This window comes from Kitasatospora sp. NPDC023118, from assembly GCF_055560875.1.
This window is the reverse complement of the sequence record NZ_JBVHHW010000009.1, coordinates 41820-60555: the sequence shown is the minus strand read 5'-3', so window position 1 is coordinate 60555 and position 18736 is coordinate 41820. Positions and strand designations below refer to the sequence as shown.

Genomic DNA, 18736 nt, shown 5'->3' with positions numbered 1-18736 from the left:
TCTCAGCAGAGCCCTCAGCTGAGCGATCGACTGAGCCCTCGGCCCGATCGAAGAGCCCTCCGGCACGGGCGCCCACGCCCTCACAGCGTGAGCGCCCGCGCCGAGGCGCTGATCGGCGACGGGAGTTCGGTACGTCCCCGCAGGTAGCGGTCCACCGCGGCGGCCGCCGCCCGGCCCTCCGCGATCGCCCAGACGATCAGCGACTGCCCGCGCCCGGCGTCCCCCGCGACGAACACTCCGTCGGTCCCCGTGCCGTACTCGTCGTCCCGCTCCAGCGTGCCGTCCGAGCCGACGGCCAGTCCGAGTTGGGCGAAGAGCGGCTGGTCCGGCTCCGGTCCGGTGAAGCCCAGCGCGAGCAGCGCGAGCTGCGCCGGCAGCGTCCGCCCGGTGCCCGCGCGGGCGCTGCGGTCCCCCGGCTCGACCTCGGCGAAGCGCACGCCCGCCAGCCGCCGGTCCGGCCCCGGCTCGAAGCCGACCGTGGCCGCCGCGAACACCCGGGAACCCGCTCCCGACTCCTCGTGCGAGGTGGTCTCCCGGTACACCTTGGGGTGGACCGGCCAGGGCTGCCCGGGCGCGCGGCGCTCCGGCGGCCGCGGGTTGATGTCCAGCTGGGTGACCGAGGCCGGGTGCTGGCGCAGCGCCGTCCCCAGGCAGTCGGCCGCGGTGTCCCCGCCGCCGACGATCACCACCTCGCGCCCCTCGGCGGACAGCGGCGAGGCCGCGCAGTCCCCCTCGTCCACCCGGTTCGCCCAGGTCAGGTACTCCATCGCCGGGTGCACCCCGGGCAGCCCGCGTCCGGGCACGGCCAGCTCCCGGCAGGCCGTGGCCCCCACCGCGACCAGCACCGCGTCGTACCCGGCCCGCAGCTCCTCGCCGGTGACGTCCCACCCCACCCGCACCCCGGTGCGGAAGGCCGTGCCCTCGGCCCGAAGCTGGTCGAGCCGCCGGTCCAGCCGGTGCTTCTCCAGCCGGAACGCCGGTATCCCGTAGCGCAGCAGCCCGCCCGGGCGGTCGGCCCGCTCGTACACCGTGGTCGTGTGCCCGGCCCGGGTCAGCTGCTGGGCGGCGGCCAGCCCGGCGGGGCCCGAACCGACCACCGCGACCCGCCGCTCCGGGCCCCGCCGCTCGGGCGGCTGGGGGCGGTCCCAGCCCGCCTCCCAGGCCCGGTCGGCGATCGCCAGCTCGACGTTCTTGATCGTCACCGCGGCCCCGTCGATCGCCAGCACGCAGGCGCTCTCGCACGGCGCCGGGCAGAGCCGCCCGGTGAACTCCGGGAAGTTGTTGGTCGCCAGCAGCCGCGCGGCCGCCGCCCGCCAGTCGTCCTCCGCCACCAGCCGGTTCCACTCCGGTACCAGGTTCCCCAGCGGGCAGGCGGCGTGGCAGAACGGCAGCCCGCAGTCCATGCACCGCGCCGCCTGTCCGCCCACCACCGGCAGCAGCGCCCCCGGCCGGTACACCTCCCGCCAGTCCCCCAGCCGCTCCCGCGCGTCCCGCCGCGCCCGCTCCGCGCGCGGGGTGGTGAGGAAAGCCATCCGGTCTGCCATCGCGGCCTCCGGCGGGGCGTGCCGACACGGACCCGGCGGCTCACCCGGCGGCGCGCCACCGTGTGGCCACCGTACGCCCACGAAGCGGCACAGGAAACCCGTCGACCGAGGAACCCCGCGACCCGCCCGCGACTGCCGTGAGCACGCCAGGGAGAATCTCCCCATGACCCACACCGTGCTGATCGCCGAGGACGACCGTGCCATCCGCGACTCGCTCGCCCGCGCCCTGACGCTGGAGGGCTACCGGGTACGGATAGCGGCGGACGGCACCCAGACCCTCGCCGTCCTCGCCGAGCAGCGCCCGGACGTCCTGGTGCTCGACGTGATGATGCCCGCACCCGACGGCCTGGAGGTCTGCCGCCGGCTGCGCGCGGCCGGCGACCGTACCCCGGTGCTGATGCTCACCGCCCGGGTCGAGGTACCGGACCGGATCGCCGGATTGGACGCCGGGGCCGATGACTACCTGGTCAAGCCCTTCGACGTGGACGAGCTGTTCGCCCGCCTGCGGGCGCTGCTGCGCCGCCAGCCGCCCGGGCCCGTCGAGGACGTGCTGACCGTCGCCGACCTGCGGGTCGAGCCGCCCGCCCGCCGGGCCTGGCGCGCCGGGGAGGAGCTGGAGCTCTCCCGCACCGAGTTCGACCTGCTGGAGCTACTGGCCCGGCACGCCGGCGCCGTCCTGGACCAGACCACCCTCTACGAGCGGATCTGGGGCTACGACTTCGGCCCCGGCTCGAAGAACCTCGCGGTCTTCATCGGCTACCTGCGCCGCAAACTCGACCGCCCCGGCCTGACCCCCCTGATCCACACCGTCCGCGGCGTCGGCTACACGCTGCGCGAGCCGTGACCGGCTCCGCGCGCCCGCGCCCCCGACTGCCGCGCCCGGGTCTGCGCACCACCCTCTCGCTCGCCTTCGCCGCGATGGCCGCCCTGGTGGCGGTGCTGATCGGCACGCTCGGCTACCACGCCGCCGAGCACCTGATCCGCGACGACGAGACGGACGACTTCACCTCGGCCGTCCGGGCCGTGAGCGGCCAGGTCGAGCGCGAGAAGCTGTACCCGGGGGACTTCAACGGCCCGAGCGGGCTGAGCGAGCAGCTGCTGCACCCGATCCGGGTCACCGCGCAGGCCCTGGACTCCACCGGGGCCATCGTCCCGGGCAGCGCCCACCTCGACCTCCCGACCACCTCGGACGACCGCGAGCTCGCCCACGCCGACGCCCCCGCCCGGACGGTGACGGACGTGCGCCGGCTCGGTGGCAACACCTGCCGGGTGGGCGTGGTCTCGCTCGGCGGCGGCCGGGGCGCGGTCCAGATCGTGCAGCAACTCGGCGACATCGAGGAGCTGTTGGAGAAGCTGCGCAAGCAGATGGTGGCCGTGGTGGCCGGCGTCGTGCTGATCGCGGGCGCGGCCGGCTGGCTGCTCGCCCGGCGGATCACCGGCCGGCTGGTCCGGCTCACCGACGCGGCCGAACTGGTCGCCGCGAGCGGCCGGTTGGACGTCCCGGTACCCGCCTCCGGTACGGACGAGGTGGGCCGGCTCGGCCGCGCCTTCGACCGGATGCTGGTTCGGCTCGCCACCGCCAAGGAGAACCAGCGCCGCCTCGTCCAGGACGCCGGGCACGAGCTGCGCACCCCGCTGACCAGCCTGCGCACCAACCTCTCGGTGCTGCCCAGCCTGGACCGGCTGCCGCCCGCGGAGCGCGCCGCGCTGATGGCCGACCTGGCCGAGGAGGCACGGGAGTTGGCCCTGCTGGTGGAGGAGCTGGTGGCGCTCGCGGCGGACCGCAAGGCGGACGAGGAACCGGTCGAGGTGGTGCTGGCGGAGCTGGCCCACGCGGCCGCCGTGCAGGCCCGGCGGCGCAGCGACCGAGAGATAACCGTGGACGCGGACAACACCACCGTCACCGCCCGCCCGGACGCGCTGGCCCGCGCGGTGGGCAATCTGCTGGACAACGCCGCCAAGTTCGACCCGGCCGGCACGTCCCCGATCGAGCTGGTGGTGCGCGGCCCGCGGGTCGAGGTGCGCGACCGGGGCCCGGGCATCGACGCCGCCGACCTCGACCGGGTCTTCGACCGCTTCTACCGGGCCACCGCCGCGCGCAGCCTGCCAGGTTCGGGCCTCGGCCTGGCCATCGTGGCCGAGGTGGCGCAGTCGCACGGCGGCACCGCCTTCGCCGCCAACCGCGAGGGCGGCGGCGCGGTGATCGGCTTCACCCTGGGCAGCTGACGGCACGACGGCGGGCCCGGTGCGCCGAAGCACCGGGCCCGCCGTGGATCGCACGCTCAGACGGCGGCCAGCAGCCCCCGCCCGAGCCAGTCGGCGTCGTCCTTCACACCCGGCAGGACGAAGAAGTACCCGCCGCCGGTCGGCGATATGTAGTCCACCAGCGGCTCGTCGATCAGCCGGGTCTGGGTGGCCTCGAACTGCCGCACCACGTCCTGCTGGTAGCAGCAGAACACCAGGCCCATGTCCAGGTTGCCGGCCTTGTCGACGCCCCGGTCGTAGTTGAAGCCGCGGCGCAGGATGCGCGAGGTGTCGGTGTCGGCGGTGCGCGGGTTGGCGAGCCGGATGTGCGCGTTGAGCGGGATCGCCTTGCCGTCCGGGTCCTTGCCGTAGTCCGGCGCGTCGGTCTCCTGGTGGCCGTCCAGCGGCGCGCCGGTGTCGCGGCGGCGGCCGAACATCTTCTCCTGCTCGGTGAGCGTGACGCGGTCCCAGAACTCGATCAGCATCCGGATGATCCGGATCACCTGGTAGCTGCCGCCGGTCGCCCAGGCGGGCTCGCCCATCCCGTCGGTCACCCAGATCAGCCGGTCCATCTCGCGGGAGGAGGTGGTGTCCGGGTTGACGATGCCGTCCTTGAAGCCGAGCAGGTTGCGCTGGGCGCCGTCCGGGCGGGACTGGTTCTGGAAGCCGTCGATCCGCCAGAGGATCTGCAGCGCGCCGCGGGTGTGCCGGGTGATGTCGCGCAGCGCGTGCAGCACGGTGTCCTGCCGGTCGGCGCAGATCTGCAGCGAGAGGTCGCCGTGCAGTTCGGCGGGCTGCAGGTTGTCGTTGGGGAAGGTCTTCATCGGCGTCAGCTTGACCGGCTTGGCCTTGGCCAGCCCGTAGCGGTCGTCGAACAGCGAGGCGCCGACGCCGACCGTGACGGTGAGGTTGTCGGTGGGCACCACCGGGCCGAGGATGCCGCTGTCGGACGGCGGCGCGCCGACGCCGAGGTCCGGCGGGGTGCCGCCGGCGGTGAGGAAGCGGATCCGCTCGGTCAGGGTCTTGAACAGGCTCTCCAGGCCCTTGCGGTCCTGGGCGATCACCTGGCACGAGAGGAAGGCGGCGTAGCCCGGGGCCGGGGTGGTGATGCCGGCCTGGTGGTCGCCGTGGAACGGGACGGCCCCGGCCGTCGACTGGTGGCTGTCCCCGGCGGCGGCCGGGCCGGCGCCGAGGGTGAAGGCCCCGCCGGCCAGGACGGCGGCGCCGGCGCTCGCCCCGAGCGCGGCCCGCACGAAGCTGCGCCGGGCCGGTCCGGCCGGGCAGCCGCCCTGCTCGGCGGCCTGGACGGCCTGGACGGCCGCGGCGGCGTGCGGGAACGGGCAGGAGCCGGTGGCTGCGGTCTGGTCGGTCATCAGGCGGCCTTCCGGATCTCAAGGAGCGCGGGGATGGGCGAGAGGTCTTCGAGCAGCTGGCCGGTGGCGCCGTTCAGCTGGCGGCGGCCGTCGGCGGGCAGCTTGTCCAGCGGGGTCCAGCCGTCGGCGGTGTGGGCGGCGGCGACCAGGTCTCCGACCCGCTTCATCCCGGCGTTGACCCGGACCAGCACCTGCGGGTCGCGCTCGTCGAGCAGCGGCTGCAGCAGGGTCAGCAGCTCCTGGGTGCCGGCCAGGTTGGCCTGGGCGGTGGCCAGGTTGGTGCCGCTGCCCATGTCGGTGTCGCCGGTCAGCTCGAACTGGAGGGTGTTCTCCAGGATCTCGTGGGCGCGCAGCGGCAGGTCGCCCGGGTCGAAGTCCTGGGTGGGGAAGTCGTGCACCAGCTTGGCGACGTTCTGGGCGAGCTCGTCGGCGACCGGCGTCAGGTCGGCGGCGGACTGGCCGTGCCAGAGGCCGTACTCCAGGCGCAGGAAGCCGGTGAAGTCCTTGTCGTCGGCCTTGTCGGCGAAGCCGTCGGCGCGGCCGTCGATCTTCTTGTCGAGGTCGGCGAAGGTGCCGTAGGCGGCGCCGAGCGAGGCGTACTGCAGGTGGGCGGTGAGCCAGTCGGCCTTGGCGGCGGCGAGGTCGCCGCCGTGCACGTCGGCCTGGATCTTCTGGGTCTGCGTCATCAGGGTCGCGAGGCCCTGGACGACGTAGTTCTTGTAGCTGTCCAGCGGGGCCTTGAGGTCGTCCTCGGAGACCGGCTTGACGGCCTTGACCTCGGTGCCGCCGCTGATGTGGACGGCGGAGGAGGTGACGGACTTGCCGCCGGTGGGCACGCAGCGCCAGGCGTAGTCGCCGGAGCCGATGGTGGCGGTCAGCGCGCGGGTGGTGCCGGGGGCCAGGCCCTCGATCTCGCCGTAGACGGCGCCGGTGCCCGGGTTGACCAGGTAGACCTCGGAGACCTTGTCGCCGGTGTTGTGCATCTGGAACACCTGCTGGCCCGGCTGCGGGTCCACGAAGCCCTTGCCGCACTCCTGCTCGGAGACCGAGACGGTGGCGGTGCCGTTCTGCTTGCCGTCGCTGGCCGCGATCACGACGCCGGCCACCACGACCGGGACGGCGACCAGCGCGGTCGGCAGCACCCAGCGCGGACGGCCCGCGCGCACCGGCTCGGCCTTCTCCGCGCCTGCCTTCGTCTCGGCGTCAGCCGTCTTCGCCGCGCCCGCGGCCTTCTCGACGTCCGCGGTCTTCTCGACGTCCGCGGCCTTCTCGGCGGCGGCCGGGGCCGGAGCCGCCTTGCCGCCGCGGACGCCCTCGATGAACAGGGTCATCACGATGCTCAGGTACGCGATGTAGCCGACGACCTGGAGGACCGTCATGGTGACGGTCAGGTTGAGGGTGCCCTGGACGAGCGTGGCGTACCAGGAGGAGGCGTCCAGATGGCCGCTCAGGTCGAAGGCGTAGGTGCTGCCGCCGCCGACCAGCCCGGACTCCTGGAGGTCGCGCAGGCCGTAGCCGAGCACACCGGCCGCGACGGTGATCAGACCGACGCCGGTGATGGTGAAGAACCGGGTGAGGTTCATCTTCAGCGCCCGGCGGTACAGGCCCCAGCACAGTCCGGTGGAGAGCAGCAGCCCGACGGCGGCGCCGATCAGCGGGCCGGTGGACTCCCCGGCGGTGCGCACGTTGGTCCACAGGAAGAGCGAGGTCTCCAGGCCCTCGCGGGCGACCGCGAGGAAGCTGGTGAGCACCAGTGCGCCGGCGCCCATCGCCAGCGAGGCCTGGACCTTCTCCTTCAGGTCGGCGGAGAGGGTGCGCGCCGAGCGGCGCATCCAGAACACCATCGCGGTGACGAAGCCGACCGCGATCAGGCTCAGCACCCCGCCGAACGCCTCCTGGGCGTGGCCGGAGAGGTTGGCGGCGGTGAAGGTGAGCACCGCGCCGAAGCTGAGACTGAGCGCGACGGCCGCCGCGACGCCGGTCCACACCTGGGGCAGTCGGCCCTTCTGACCGGCCCGCACCAGCGTGGCGACCAGGATCGACACGATCAGGCCGGCTTCCAGGCCTTCGCGTAGCCCGATCAGAAAGCTCGGAAACGCCTCATCCCACATGCAGCGGGCTCCTCCCCCGGGCCGCCCCGGGTTGTACCTGTCCTCGGCGCACCGCCGCGGTGACGGCGGAGCGGCACGGCGAACGCCCCGGACAGGGTCCAGGGCGTTTCGCTTAGCTTAGGCAAACCTTAGAGCCGCTGCGGTCAAGTGCACCCCCACTTCAGGTAAGGGTTTGGTATGGGAACACCCATGCGTCCGCCAACCCGGCAGGTCACGGGACCGGAGGGAGGCCGGCGTCACCCCCACCACTGCTCGGGCGCCGCCGGCTCCGGAGGGACCGCCACCGGTTCGGCGCAGCGCACCAGCAGCTCCCCCTCCTCCGTCTCGGTGACCAGGAAGCCGCGCTCACGCAGGACGAGCGCGGCCGCGCCGCTCACCGCCGCTCGCGCCTCCCCGGAGGGCGACCCGTCCGGCCCGGCGCCCGGTGACCAGCCGAGCACCACACCCTCGGGGTGGTGGCCGATCGACAGGGGCGAGGGGCCCGGTGCGGTGTCGAACCCAGCGCGGGCCAGGGCCGCGGCGACGTCCTCGAAGAGTTCACGGTGATCGACCATTGGCGCAGCGTAGGCCCCGCCCCGAAGGACCCCCGGACGCGGCGCGCGCCGAAACGGTTCAGCTGCACCCGAGCGCAGCATCGGCGTCCATTGGGCCGAGCGGCGGCCAGCCGATCGGGCGCCAGGAACCCCCGTCCGGCCCGACACGCGCGGCCGGACGGACCGATGGACGTGCACAGTCGGCCCCCTGCCGACAGCATGACAGAGTAAGCGCTCCATCACCCTGAGCAACGGGTCCGGCGGAGCACCTGGTCCGCGCGCCGGTCCGACCGGCGGACCCGTATCGAGAGGTCCCATGATCACAACACTTCGCCGGCCGGCGTTCCCGCTGGCGGGCCTCCACCACGGCACGCCGAGAACGCCGGGGAGCCCGTCGTGAGAACCGACCAGCAGTCGCAGCCGGGACCGGTGACCAGCACGCGCACCAAGCCCGCCAACAAGGCCGAGGCCCTGGCCGACTGGACCGACGGCCGGCTCGGCATCTACTCCCTGGCCAAGGCCAATCTGCGCAAGATCTTCCCGGACCACTGGTCCTTCATGCTGGGCGAGGTCGCGCTCTACACCTTCGCCATCATCATCCTGACCGGCGTCTGGCTGACCCTCTTCTTCAATCCGAGCATGGGCGAGGTCGTCTACGACGGCTCCTACGTCCCGCTCAAGGGCATCCGGATGTCCGAGGCCTACGCCTCCACCATCAACATCAGCTTCGACGTCCGCGGCGGCCTGCTGATGCGCCAGATCCACCACTGGGCCGCGATCGTCTTCATCGCCTCGATGTTCACGCACATGCTGCGCGTGTTCTTCACCGGCGCGTTCCGCAAGCCCCGCGAGATCAACTGGATCTTCGGCGCGCTGCTGCTGTTCCTCGGCATGTTCGACGGCTTCATGGGCTACTCACTGCCCGACGACCTGCTCTCCGGCACGGGCATCCGCTTCATGGAGGGCGCGATCCTGGCCGTCCCGATCGTCGGCACCTACCTGCAGTTCTTCATCTTCGGCGGCCAGTTCCCGGGCACCGACATCGTGCCGCGCCTGTTCACCGTCCACATCCTGCTGATCCCGGGCATCATGGTGGGCCTGCTCGCGGCACACCTGATCCTGGTCTTCTACCACAAGCACACCCAGTTCGCCGGGCCCGGCCGGACCAACGACAACGTGGTCGGCATGCCGCTGATGCCGGTCTACATGGCCAAGGCGGGCGGCTTCTTCTTCCTGGTCTTCGGCGTGGTCGCGTTCATGTCGGCGATCGCCACGGTCAACCCGATCTGGGCGTACGGCCCGTACCGGCCGGACCAGGTGTCGACCGACGCCCAGCCCGACTGGTACATGGGCTTCTCCGAGGGCCTGATCCGGGTGATGCCCGGCTGGGAGATCAGCGTCTGGGGCGGCCACACCCTGAACCTCGGGGTGTTCATCCCGCTGATGGTCTTCCCGTGCGTGCTGCTGGCCATCTGGTGCTGGCCGTTCCTGGAGGCCTGGGTCACCGGGGACCGCGGCGAGCACCACATCGCCGACCGGCCGCGCAACGCCCCGGTCCGCACGGCCTTCGGCGCGGCCTGGGTGAGCCTCTACCTGATCCTGCTGGCCGGCGGCGGCAACGACCTGCTGGCGACCCACTTCCACCTGTCGATCAACGCGATCACCTACGCGGTGCGGGCCGGCTTCTTCGCCGTGCCGGTGGTCGTCTTCGTGATCACCAAGCGGTGGTGCCTGGGCCTGCAGCGCCGCGACAAGGAGAAGGTGCTGCACGGCCGGGAGACCGGCGTCATCAACCGGCTGCAGCACGGCGAGTACGTCGAGGTGCACGCGCCGCTGCCGCAGGGCCGGCTGTACACCCTCACCGCGCACGAGCAGCCCGAGCCGACCACGCTGGAGCCCGAGGTGGACGAGAACGGCGTGGTCCGCAAGGCCGGGCTGTGGACCCGCACCCGGGCGAAGCTGTCCCGCGGCTTCTACGGCGAGGGCAGCCAGATCCCCAAGCCGACCGTCGAGGAGCACGAGGAGATCAGCAGCGGCCACGGCCACCACTGATCCCCAAGCCGAAACCCAGAGGGCCCGCTGCGCCGGAATCGGCGCAGCGGGCCCTCGTCGTGCCGCGGACGCTCCGCGGCGCTCAGTTCCTGAGGGCCGCGGGGACGACGGCGAACAGCGCCGCCGCCAGGGTGACGGTGAGGCAGAGCGCCGCCCAGCGGGTGCAGATCCGGCGGCACTCGGCGCGGTAGCGGGCGGCCAGCCGGCGGCAGCGCCCGACCGCGCGGTCCACGACCTCCTCGGCGTAGCGCAGCCGGTCGGCGGCGTAGGCCTGTTCGAGGCTCTCCCGCTCCACGTCCGGCAGCCAGGGGAACCGGGCGACGAAGGCCCGGGCGTCCCGTTCGGCCGCCGCGACCTCCGCCTCCCAGGCGAGGAAGCCCTCGATGCGGGCGATCTCCACCCGGGAGTTCACCCGGCCGCCGCCGTTGTCGGCGAGTCCGCCCTGGCGAGGGGTGCGTGCTCTCGGCGGACGCTGTCTGCCACCCATGACCGCTCCTCAAGTCCTGTCGAGTCGTCCCGCCGGAATACCTGCGGGAATGGGCTCTTCCCGGGGATCGCTCCGCAATCAGGCAACTACTACCAGCGACGAACCGCAGGTGGGAGGCGGCTCGCCACAGCCCGCACACCAGGGTAAAACTTGCGTGGCGCGCACTATTGCGTGGCACGCACTTTTTGCGGGACAGTGGTGGCCATGACGAACGGGCAACCCGGTCTGCGGGAACGGAAGAAGGCCGCGACGCGGGAGGCACTGAGCTGGGCGGCGCTGCGCCTGGCGGCGGAACGGGGGCTGGAGAACGTCCGGGTGGAGGACATCGCGGCCGCGGCCGGGGTCTCCCCGCGCACCTACAACAACTACTTCTCCAGCAAGGCCGAGGCGATCGTCTTCCGGCATCGCAACCGGATCCTGCAGGCCGCCGAGGCACTGCGGGCCCGCCCCGCGGAGGAACCGCTGTGGGAGGCGCTGGCCCAGGCCCTCGTCGAGCCCTTCGACGGCGCGGCGGAGGAGCCCGACCAGCGCTGGACCGCCGCCGTACGGCTGCTGCTGCGCGAACCGTCGCTCCAGGCCGAGCTGTTGCGCGGCGGCGCGCAGACCCGGGCCGAACTCACGGCGGCGGTGGCCGCCCGGACCGGCACCGACGCCGACCGGGACCTCTACCCGAAGCTGGTCGCCTCGGCCGCGCTCTCCGCGCTGCAGGTCGCCAACGAGCACTACCTGACCGCCGATCCGGTGGTGCCCTTCAAGCCGCTGTTCGCCGAGGCGCTGCGGCAGCTGGCCGCCGGGCTGCCCGATCCGTCGTCCTCGTGAACGAACCGTCTCAGAGGGGGATTTGAGATGACCAACGATGTCGTCATCGTCGGCGCCGGCCCGGTCGGGCTGTTCCTGGCCTGCGAACTGGCGCTGGCCGGAGTGCAGCCGGTGGTGCTGGACCGGCTGCCCGAGCGCTCCGGCGAGCAGAAGGCCAACGGGCTGGTCGGCCAGGTGCTCCGCCTGCTCGACCACCGCGGCCTCCACCAGCCGATCAGCGGCGTCCCCGGCGCGCCGCAGCCCGTGCCGCGCTTCGTGTTCGGCGCCTTCCCACTGGAGCTGCACCGGCTCGGCGCCAACCCGCTGCACGCCGTGCCCGTACCGCAGCACCGGATCGAGGAGGTGCTGGAGGAGCGCGCCCTCGAACTGGGCGTCACCGTGCGCCGCGACTGCGAGGTCGCCGGCTTCACCCAGGACGCGACCGGGGTGACGGTCGACCTCCACGGCCCCGACGGCGCCGGGCAGGTGCGGGCCCGCTACCTGGTCGGCGCGGACGGCGGCCGCAGCACGGTCCGCAAGCTCGCCGGCATCGGCTTCCCCGGCGTCACCTCGCCCGACCCGGTCTCCCGCGTCGCGCACGTGCGGCCGCCCGAGGGGCTCCGCACGACCGGCAGCGGCGAGGTCCTGCTGCCCGGCTGCCCGACCCCGTTCCGCCCGTACACCCACACCCGCACCGACCACGGCGTGTTCGTCCTCTCCCCCTTCAACCCGGACACCGTCATGATCGCCACCATGGAGTGGGGCGGCCCGCCGGTGGACCGGCGGGCCCCGCTCACCCTGGACGAACTGCGCGCCAGCATCCACCGGGTGACCGGCGCCGACCTCGAACTCGCCCCGGCCCGCACCGCCGGTCCGTTCACCCCGCGCCGCACCGTCGGCCACAACACCCGGCTCGCCGAGCGCTACCGCGACGGCCGCGTCCTGCTGGTCGGCGACGCCGCCCACGTGCACGCCGCGACCGGTGGCCCCGGCCTCAACCTCGGCCTGCAGGACGCCGCCAACCTCGCCTGGAAGCTGGCCGCCGAACTCCAGGGCTGGGCCCCGCCCGGTCTGCTGGACAGCTACCACCGCGAGCGCCACCCGATCGGCGAGCGGGTGTTCATGCACTCCCAGGCCCAGATCGCGCTGATGGCCCCCGGCGCCGGGACCACCGCACTGCGCGCCCTGGTCGGTGAACTGCTCACCCACGAGGACAACCTCGCCCGGATCGCCGCACTGATGGCGGGCAGCGACGTCCGCTACGACACCGACTGCCCGCACCCGTCGGCCGGGGGCTTCGCGCCGGAACTCGCGCTGACCACCGCCGAGGGGGACCTCCGGCTCGCCGAACTCGCCCGTGGCGGGCGGGCGTTGCTGCTCGACCTGACCGGCGGCACACTCGGGCTCGCGGACCGGGCGGCGGGGTGGAAGGACCGGGTGGACGTGGTGGCCGCGGAGTGCGCCGAGCCGCCGGCCGGGGCGCTGCTGCTACGCCCGGACGGGTACGTCGCCTGGGCGTCGGGGGTCGGCGAGGCGGACCCGACGGGGCTGGAACGGGCGCTGCGCACCTGGTTCGGCGCGCCGCGCGACTGAGTACCCGTACCCGGGTGGACTGAGTACCTCGCCGCTGCCTCGGCGGCAGGGGACACCGTCGCGCTGCTGGGCGAGTTCGGCGGCCGGCCGGGTGGATCGTCGACCTCGGGGACATCACCGGCGCCCGGGCCACCGAGATGATGATGCCGTTCTGGCTCCGGATGATGGGGCACTTCGGCGACGCCGGGTTCAACTACTCCTTCCAGCGGGCCAAGTAACGGCGGACAGCCGTCGGGCCCGGTCCCACCGTACGCGGTGGGGCCGGGCCCGACGTCGGCGGTGGGACGAGGCCCGGCGGAAGCCCTGGCGGCGGTGGGGGACAATGGACCGCATGTCCCGACGTCGTTCCGCGCCCCGCGCCACCGCTCCCCGGCTGCTGCCGTCCTCCCCGTGCCCGTGCGGCCTGCCCGCCGCCTACGGCGACTGCTGCGACCGACTGCACCGCGGCCGGGCGGCGGCCACCACTGCCGAGTCGCTGATGCGCTCCCGGTTCAGCGCCTTCGCCGCCCACGACGCGGACTACCTGCTGCGCACCTGGCACCCGGACACCCGGCCGGACGAGGTGGACTTCGACCCGGCGCTGCGCTGGACCCGGCTGGAGGTGCTCTCCACCACTGAGGGCGGCGCCTTCCACGCAGAGGGGACGGTCGCCTTCCGGGCGCACTGGACGGAGGGCCGCGAGGAGGGGGTGCTCGCCGAGCACAGCCGGTTCGTCCGGTACGAGGGCTCCTGGGTGTACCTGGACGCCCTCTCGCTCGACTGAGGCTCCCCTACCGGGCGGCGCCTACAGGTAGTCGTCCAGGCGACCGAGCGAGAAGCCGGCCTCGGTGACGTCGTTGACCACCTTGCGCAGCAGGTCCGGCATGGTGGCCTTCCAGTCGGAGGTGCCCCGGAAGTGGGTGAGGATGATGTCGCCCGGGTGCAGCTTCCGGTCGTCGTAGCGCCACTCCATGTGGTCCGGGAAGGCCTCCTCGTTCCACATCGGCACCGCCTGCACCCCGCAGGACGCGGCCGCGCGCAGCGTGTCGTCGTTGTACTCGCCGTACGGGGGCCGGAAGAGCCTGGGGCGGACGCCGATCTGCTGCTCCAGCTGGTCCTGCTGGTCGCAGATCTCCTTGCGCTGGGTCTCGTAGTCGAGGACCTTGAGGTTGCGGTGGTTGATCGTGTGGTTGTTGATCTCCACTCCCTGCTTGTGCAGGTCCCGGAAGTAGCCGTAGTTGTCGCGGACGAGGTAGTCGGAGAGGAAGGCGCTGAGCGGGATCCCCAGCTCCTCGGCCATTTTGGAGAACGCCGGGTCCTTCTCGTAGCCGTCGTCGACGGTCAGGAAGACCACCTTGTCGTTGGTCGGCACCCGGAAGACCACGGGTGGGCGGCCGTCCTTCAGCTTGACGCCCTGCACCGGGGTGAGCGCGACCCTGGTCGCCGGGCGGGGCGGTGCTTTCAGCGGCGGGCGCTCCAGGCCCCAGCGCCGCGCGGTCTCCAGCGCGGCGCGGGCGACGGACTCCTGGCGGGCCGCCGCTTCGCCGCTGGTCTCCTCCTCCTGGCGGGCCAGCCCCGGCACCATGGCCGGTGCGGCGGGCGGTCGGGCCGCTCCGTGGTCCGCCGAACCGGCCCCGGCGGCGGCGGGTGCCACGCCCGCCTCGGCCGGGGGGGCCTTGGGCTGGGTGGACCCGGCGGGCGCGGCGCAGCCGGCGACGACGGCGGAGAGGCAGACGGTGGCCAGCAGGCCGGTCCGCACACCGCTCCGCCTCTTCGGACTCACCATCAAACCCTCATTATTGCGACAACCTGATGGTCTACTCATAGCTGCACTGCTCCCCTGACGCGCACCCCCGCCAATCCCCCCATCACCCGCCCGGGGCAACGCCGCGCCGTTCGCCTTGCCGTTCGCTTTGCCGTTCGCTTTGCCGTTCGCTTGCCGAACCTGCCGGACGCGACCGGAAACGGGTCGGACGCCTCGGGAATCAGTCGGCTCCAAAATCCTTTGCGACGACGGCACCCCGGAACGGATCATGCGCACATGACGAACACCGCGCCCCGCCGCCCCGACCTCTGGGCCGTCACCACGGCCGACGTGACCACCCCCGAGGCCCTGGAGTTGCTGCGCGACTACTACTACGACGTGGCCAACCGCTACTACCGCCTCCACCTCGGCCGAGAGGGCACCCCCGAGGAGCTGGAGAGCGGCCTGGCCGAGTCCCCCAGCGACGACCTCGCCGCGCCGAGCGGCCTCTTCCTGCTCGGCCGGTACGACGGCACCGCCCACTCCTGCGCCGGCCTGCGCCGGTACGACGCCACCACCGTCGAGCTCACCCGCGTCTTCGTCCGCCCCGCCCTCCGCGGCACCGGCGGCGGAGCCGCCCTCCTCGCCGCCGTCGACGAGGCGGCCCGCACCATGAGCGCCGACCGGATCATCCTCGACACCCGCCTCGACCTGATCGAAGCCCGCACGCTGTACCTGCGGAACGGCTACCAGGAGATCCCCGCCTACAACAACGGGCCGTACGCCCAGGTGTGGTACGGCAAGTACCTCACCACACTTGCCCCGCAGTCGAGTTGACGGATCGCCAGGAGTGGGGCGCTACCTCGCGCCGGCCTCCGCGCAGCGGGCCGACGCCGCCGTGAGTTCGGCGGCCGAGGGCGGGTTGGCGCCGGGACGGGAGACGGTGAGGGCGGCGGCCGTGACGGCCTGGGTGAGGCAGTCGGCGAGGTCGGCGCCGGATGCGCGGGCGTGCAGGAAGGCGGCCATGAAGGAGTCCCCGGCGCCGACGGTGTCCGCGACCGCCACCGGGACGGCCGGGGCCTCCTCGCGGCCGCCGTCGGAGGTGAGGGCGAAGGCGCCCTCGGCACCGCGGGTGACGGCGACCACGGTGGGGCCGAGGGTGAGCCAGCGCTCGGCGACGGCCTCGGCGGGCTCGCCCGGGTAGAGCCAGGCCAGGTCCTCGTCGCTCGCCTTCACCAGGTCGCTCAGCGCCACGCAGCGCTCGACCCTCCGGACGGCCTCCGCCCGCTCGCCCATCAGCGCGGGGCGCACGTTCGGGTCGTAGCTGATCTGCGCGCGGCCGCGCCAGCGCTCCACCAGGGCCAGCACCGAGGCCGCGCCCGGCTCGGTGACCGCGCCGATCGAGCCGAGGTGGACGGCCGCGGGGGTCGCGGTGAGGTCGGTCGGCGGGAGCGTCCAGCCGATGTCGAAGGCGTACCGGGCCCGGCCCTGCCCGTCCAGCCGGACCACCGCCGAGGGCGTCCGCGCCACCTCGGCGGCCCGGACCTCCACCCCGGCGGACTCCAGGTGCGCGCGAATCAGCCGCCCGTTGGCGTCCGGCCCCAGTTCGGTGAGCAGCACGGCGGGCCGACCCAACCGGGCCAGGCCGTAGGCGAGGTTGGCGGGGCTGCCGCCGGGGTGCACGACATCCGGGGCCCCGTCCGTGCGGACGATGTCGGCGACGCACTCGCCGATCACCAGAACGTGTGGATCGGGGCTGGTCACTGCGGCTCCTGGCATCCGGTACGCGGGCATCGTCTCGGCCGTCAGCCTACGGGGTGCGCCCGGGAGTCGTCAGGGCATGAAGTACGGCCGCCGGACCTGGCCAGGTTCTCCGACGGCCGTGGCCCCGTCCGTCAGGGGACGAAGCACCTCGAACACTAGACCTCGCCCAGGCGCCCCGCCAGCGCAGTGAGCCGTCCGGGGGATGTCCGCGTGTCGTCACGATCCGAGCCGTCCCAACCGCGCGGGCCTGACGGTCCACTAGCATCCGTGCCCGGTGCGTCGCGTGCGTACCGCTGCACGGCCCCGACTGTCGGCTCCCGAAGTACGGTGATCATCCTGCTCAGGTCTCGTGCCGGTCTCGCCCTGACTCTCGTGCTCAGCGCGGCGGTGCTGTCCGCCAGCGTGCCGTCGGCCACCGCCGCCGACGGGCTGGGCGACCCGGTCTTCCCCTCGCTCGGCAACACCGGCTACCGGGCGCTCGCGTACGACCTCGCCTTCGAGTACCGGGCCGACACCCGCACGGTGGACGCCACCGCGGTGATCACCGCCCGGCCGAACCGGACACTCGCCAGCCTGTCGCTGGACGCGCTCGGACTGAACGTGCGCTCCGTCCGGGTCGACGGGCGGCCGGCCGGGTTCACCACCCACGACGAGAAGCTGACCGTCACCCCGGCGAAGCGGCTGCGCCGCGGTACCAGCGCGCGACTGACCGTCGAGTACACGGCCGACCCGCGCGCCAGGCTGCCGCACACCGGCTGGGTCCCGACCCCGGACGGCTTCGCGGTGGCCGGCCAGCCCGCCAGCGCGCACACCGTCTTCCCCTGCAACGACCATCCGAGCGACAAGGCCCGCTTCACCATCGCGGTGACCGCCCCGGACCACCTGCTGGGCGTGGCCAACGGGGAGTTGACGCAGACCCGGCGGCTCGGCGACGGCCGCACCACCCGGCGGTACGTCTCCCGCGAGCCGATGGCCACCGAACTGGTCCAGGTCTCGGTCGGCGACTACACCGTCCGCGAGCGCACCGGCCCGCACGGGCTGCCGCTGCGCGATGTCGTCCCGACCGCACGGGCCGCCGAGCTGGCCCCGGCCCTGGACCTCACCGCCGACCAACTCATCTGGGCTGAGCAGCACTTGGGCCCGTTTCCGTTCGAGGCCTACGGCCTGATGCCGGCCAACACCGACGACCCGGCGGCCTTCGCCTTCACCGGCCTGGAGACCCAGACCCTCACGCTCTACAAGCCGGACTTCCTGCGTCAGGCCGAGCCGGCGATCGGCTCGCACATGATGCACGAGCTGGTGCACTCCTGGTTCGGCGACAGCGTCTCCCCCGCCACCTGGGCCGACCTGTGGCTCAACGAGGGGCACGCCGACTACTACGGCCTCGGCTACCGCTACGAGCGCGGCTGGCCGGACGCCTGGGGCCACACCACCCTGGTCGACCGGATGCGCCACCTGTACGGCCTCGGCGACCAGTGGCGGCACGACGCCGGACCGGTCGCCTCCCCCACCGCCGACCACCTCTTCGACAGCCAGCGCTACACCGGCGGCGCGCTGGTGCTGTTCGCGCTACGGGAGAAGGTCGGCGCGGACACCTTCGACCGGATCGAGCGCACCTTCCTACGCGAACACCGCTACGGCACCGCGACCACCCACGACTACGTCCGCACGGCCTCCGAGGTGTCGGGGCAGGACCTCGGCAGGTTCCTCACCGACTGGCTGTACGGGTCGCGCACACCGCCGATGCCGGGGCACCCGGACTGGACGGTCGGGCCGGTGTCCTCGACCCCGCCCGCCGCGACGCGGCAGGTCGGGACGGAGATGACGAAGGGGCCGGAAGGGCCGGAGGGGTCGGGGACGCTCTGATCTCCTTTCGTACGGTCTGATGCCTTTCGCCCGCCCGGTCGCGCCGGACAGTGCGTCCGGGCGCTCCCCGCGCGCCCCTGACCGGGCGGGGCCGGGCGGGCCATGGTGGTCCCCACGGCCCGCCCGCCGCCCGGCCGAGTCCCGGCCGGCTCGCGGGCCGTCCAACGTCCGCGGGGTCGCCGGATCGGCGAGAAAATTTCCCGCGCCGGGCAGGCGACCCGCATCGCCTCCCATCGCGTTCAGCAGTCGTGAGAACGACGCCATCGCGGGCGCGGCCCGACCGGGGCTGCGGTTCGAGACCGAGGGCGGCTCGATGGTGAACCTGGAATCGGTCGACAGCGCGCCGGCCGGGCCGGGTGGATCCGGAACCGCCCGTAACCCTTGCGGCGCAGCGTCGTTGGACCGGCCATGAAGAAGCGCAGCATGCTCGCCGTCGCCTCGCTCGCCGTGGGTGTCGTGGCCTCCCTCACCGCGCCGAGTGCGCACGCCAGTGCCGTAGGCGGTCAGGAGGGCCTGCCCGGTTCGCTGACCAGCACGCCGGACGCGCTGCCCGGGCAGGTCGGCGACGCGGGCGGTGTGGTCGGCCATGCCACCGGGTACGTGACCGGGTCGGCGGACGGACTGGTCCCGGTCACGCCCTCCTAGCCC

At 73.4% G+C, this 18736-nt stretch carries 16 protein-coding genes; 9 read left to right on the top strand and 7 right to left on the bottom strand.

What is annotated here, in order from left to right; all coding sequences use genetic code 11:
• Positions 1-80: 80 nt before the first annotated feature.
• Positions 81-1544 carry a glutamate synthase subunit beta gene (locus ACZ3UD_RS13735; protein WP_465585982.1) on the bottom strand — a complete coding sequence of 488 codons (1464 nt, stop codon included), beginning with the start codon at positions 1542-1544 and terminating at the stop codon, positions 81-83.
• A gap of 163 nt (positions 1545-1707) precedes the next feature.
• Between ACZ3UD_RS13735 and ACZ3UD_RS13730 the strand changes: the two genes are divergently transcribed.
• On the top strand, positions 1708-2388 hold the full coding sequence (locus tag ACZ3UD_RS13730; RefSeq protein ID WP_465585980.1) for a response regulator transcription factor: 681 nt from the start codon (positions 1708-1710) through the stop codon (positions 2386-2388).
• Positions 2385-3770, top strand: a complete 1386-nt coding sequence (locus ACZ3UD_RS13725; RefSeq protein WP_465585978.1) for a sensor histidine kinase — start codon at positions 2385-2387, stop codon at positions 3768-3770. Before ACZ3UD_RS13730 ends, ACZ3UD_RS13725 begins: the two co-directional genes overlap by 4 nt.
• Positions 3771-3826: 56 nt before the next feature.
• On the opposite strand, the gene efeB is transcribed toward ACZ3UD_RS13725, so the two are convergent.
• From efeB to ACZ3UD_RS13710, 3 genes are all read right to left on the bottom strand, one after another.
• Positions 3827-5161 carry an iron uptake transporter deferrochelatase/peroxidase subunit gene (gene efeB / locus ACZ3UD_RS13720; protein ID WP_465585976.1) on the bottom strand — a complete coding sequence of 445 codons (1335 nt, stop codon included), beginning with the start codon at positions 5159-5161 and terminating at the stop codon, positions 3827-3829.
• The gene (efeU, locus tag ACZ3UD_RS13715) at positions 5161-7272 is read right to left on the bottom strand and encodes an iron uptake transporter permease EfeU (protein ID WP_465585974.1); all 2112 of its coding nucleotides are present in this window, start codon (positions 7270-7272) and stop codon (positions 5161-5163) included. Before efeU ends, efeB begins: the two co-directional genes overlap by 1 nt.
• 236 nt (positions 7273-7508) lie before the next feature.
• Positions 7509-7826, bottom strand: a complete 318-nt coding sequence (locus tag ACZ3UD_RS13710; protein ID WP_465585972.1) for a hypothetical protein — start codon at positions 7824-7826, stop codon at positions 7509-7511.
• Positions 7827-8234: 408 nt separating this feature from the next.
• On the opposite strand from ACZ3UD_RS13710, the gene qcrB reads away from it, so the two are divergent.
• A complete protein-coding gene (gene qcrB / locus ACZ3UD_RS13705; RefSeq protein WP_465586316.1) occupies positions 8235-9857 on the top strand; it encodes a cytochrome bc1 complex cytochrome b subunit in 1623 nt (540 codons plus the stop codon).
• 82 nt (positions 9858-9939) lie between these two features.
• Here qcrB and ACZ3UD_RS13700 read toward each other — a convergent pair whose 3' ends face one another.
• Positions 9940-10344 (bottom strand): hypothetical protein, encoded by a 405-nt coding sequence (locus ACZ3UD_RS13700; RefSeq protein WP_465585970.1) that lies wholly within the window; start codon positions 10342-10344, stop codon positions 9940-9942.
• Between the two features lie 204 nt (positions 10345-10548).
• On the opposite strand from ACZ3UD_RS13700, the gene ACZ3UD_RS13695 reads away from it, so the two are divergent.
• The 3 genes from ACZ3UD_RS13695 to ACZ3UD_RS13685 all read left to right on the top strand — a co-directional run bounded on the left by ACZ3UD_RS13695 (position 10549) and on the right by ACZ3UD_RS13685 (position 13498).
• Positions 10549-11163, top strand: coding sequence for an acyl-CoA-like ligand-binding transcription factor (locus ACZ3UD_RS13695; RefSeq protein WP_465585968.1), 615 nt, complete (start codon positions 10549-10551; stop codon positions 11161-11163).
• A 27-nt stretch (positions 11164-11190) separates the two neighbouring features.
• Positions 11191-12735: an FAD-dependent monooxygenase gene (locus tag ACZ3UD_RS13690; RefSeq protein ID WP_465585966.1), complete on the top strand. Its 1545-nt coding sequence runs from the start codon at positions 11191-11193 to the stop codon at positions 12733-12735.
• Positions 12736-13066: 331 nt separating this feature from the next.
• Complete coding sequence (locus ACZ3UD_RS13685; protein WP_465585965.1) at positions 13067-13498, top strand: YchJ family protein; 432 nt, start codon at positions 13067-13069, stop codon at positions 13496-13498.
• Positions 13499-13519: 21 nt separating this feature from the next.
• On the opposite strand, the gene ACZ3UD_RS13680 is transcribed toward ACZ3UD_RS13685, so the two are convergent.
• On the bottom strand, positions 13520-14500 hold the full coding sequence (locus tag ACZ3UD_RS13680; protein ID WP_465585963.1) for a polysaccharide deacetylase family protein: 981 nt from the start codon (positions 14498-14500) through the stop codon (positions 13520-13522).
• A gap of 255 nt (positions 14501-14755) precedes the next feature.
• Here ACZ3UD_RS13680 and ACZ3UD_RS13675 point away from each other — a divergent pair, with 255 nt between their 5' ends.
• Entirely contained in the window at positions 14756-15295 is a 540-nt protein-coding gene (locus ACZ3UD_RS13675) for a GNAT family N-acetyltransferase (RefSeq protein ID WP_465585961.1), read from the top strand.
• 21 nt (positions 15296-15316) lie between these two features.
• On the opposite strand, the gene ACZ3UD_RS13670 is transcribed toward ACZ3UD_RS13675, so the two are convergent.
• The gene (locus ACZ3UD_RS13670; protein ID WP_465585959.1) at positions 15317-16222 is read right to left on the bottom strand and encodes a carbohydrate kinase family protein; all 906 of its coding nucleotides are present in this window, start codon (positions 16220-16222) and stop codon (positions 15317-15319) included.
• Between the two features lie 372 nt (positions 16223-16594).
• Between ACZ3UD_RS13670 and ACZ3UD_RS13665 the strand changes: the two genes are divergently transcribed.
• Entirely contained in the window at positions 16595-18088 is a 1494-nt protein-coding gene (locus tag ACZ3UD_RS13665) for a M1 family metallopeptidase (RefSeq protein ID WP_465585957.1), read from the top strand.
• Between the two features lie 408 nt (positions 18089-18496).
• Positions 18497-18733, top strand: a complete 237-nt coding sequence (locus ACZ3UD_RS13660) for a hypothetical protein (protein WP_465585955.1) — start codon at positions 18497-18499, stop codon at positions 18731-18733.
• The last annotated feature ends 3 nt before the right edge of the window (positions 18734-18736 follow it).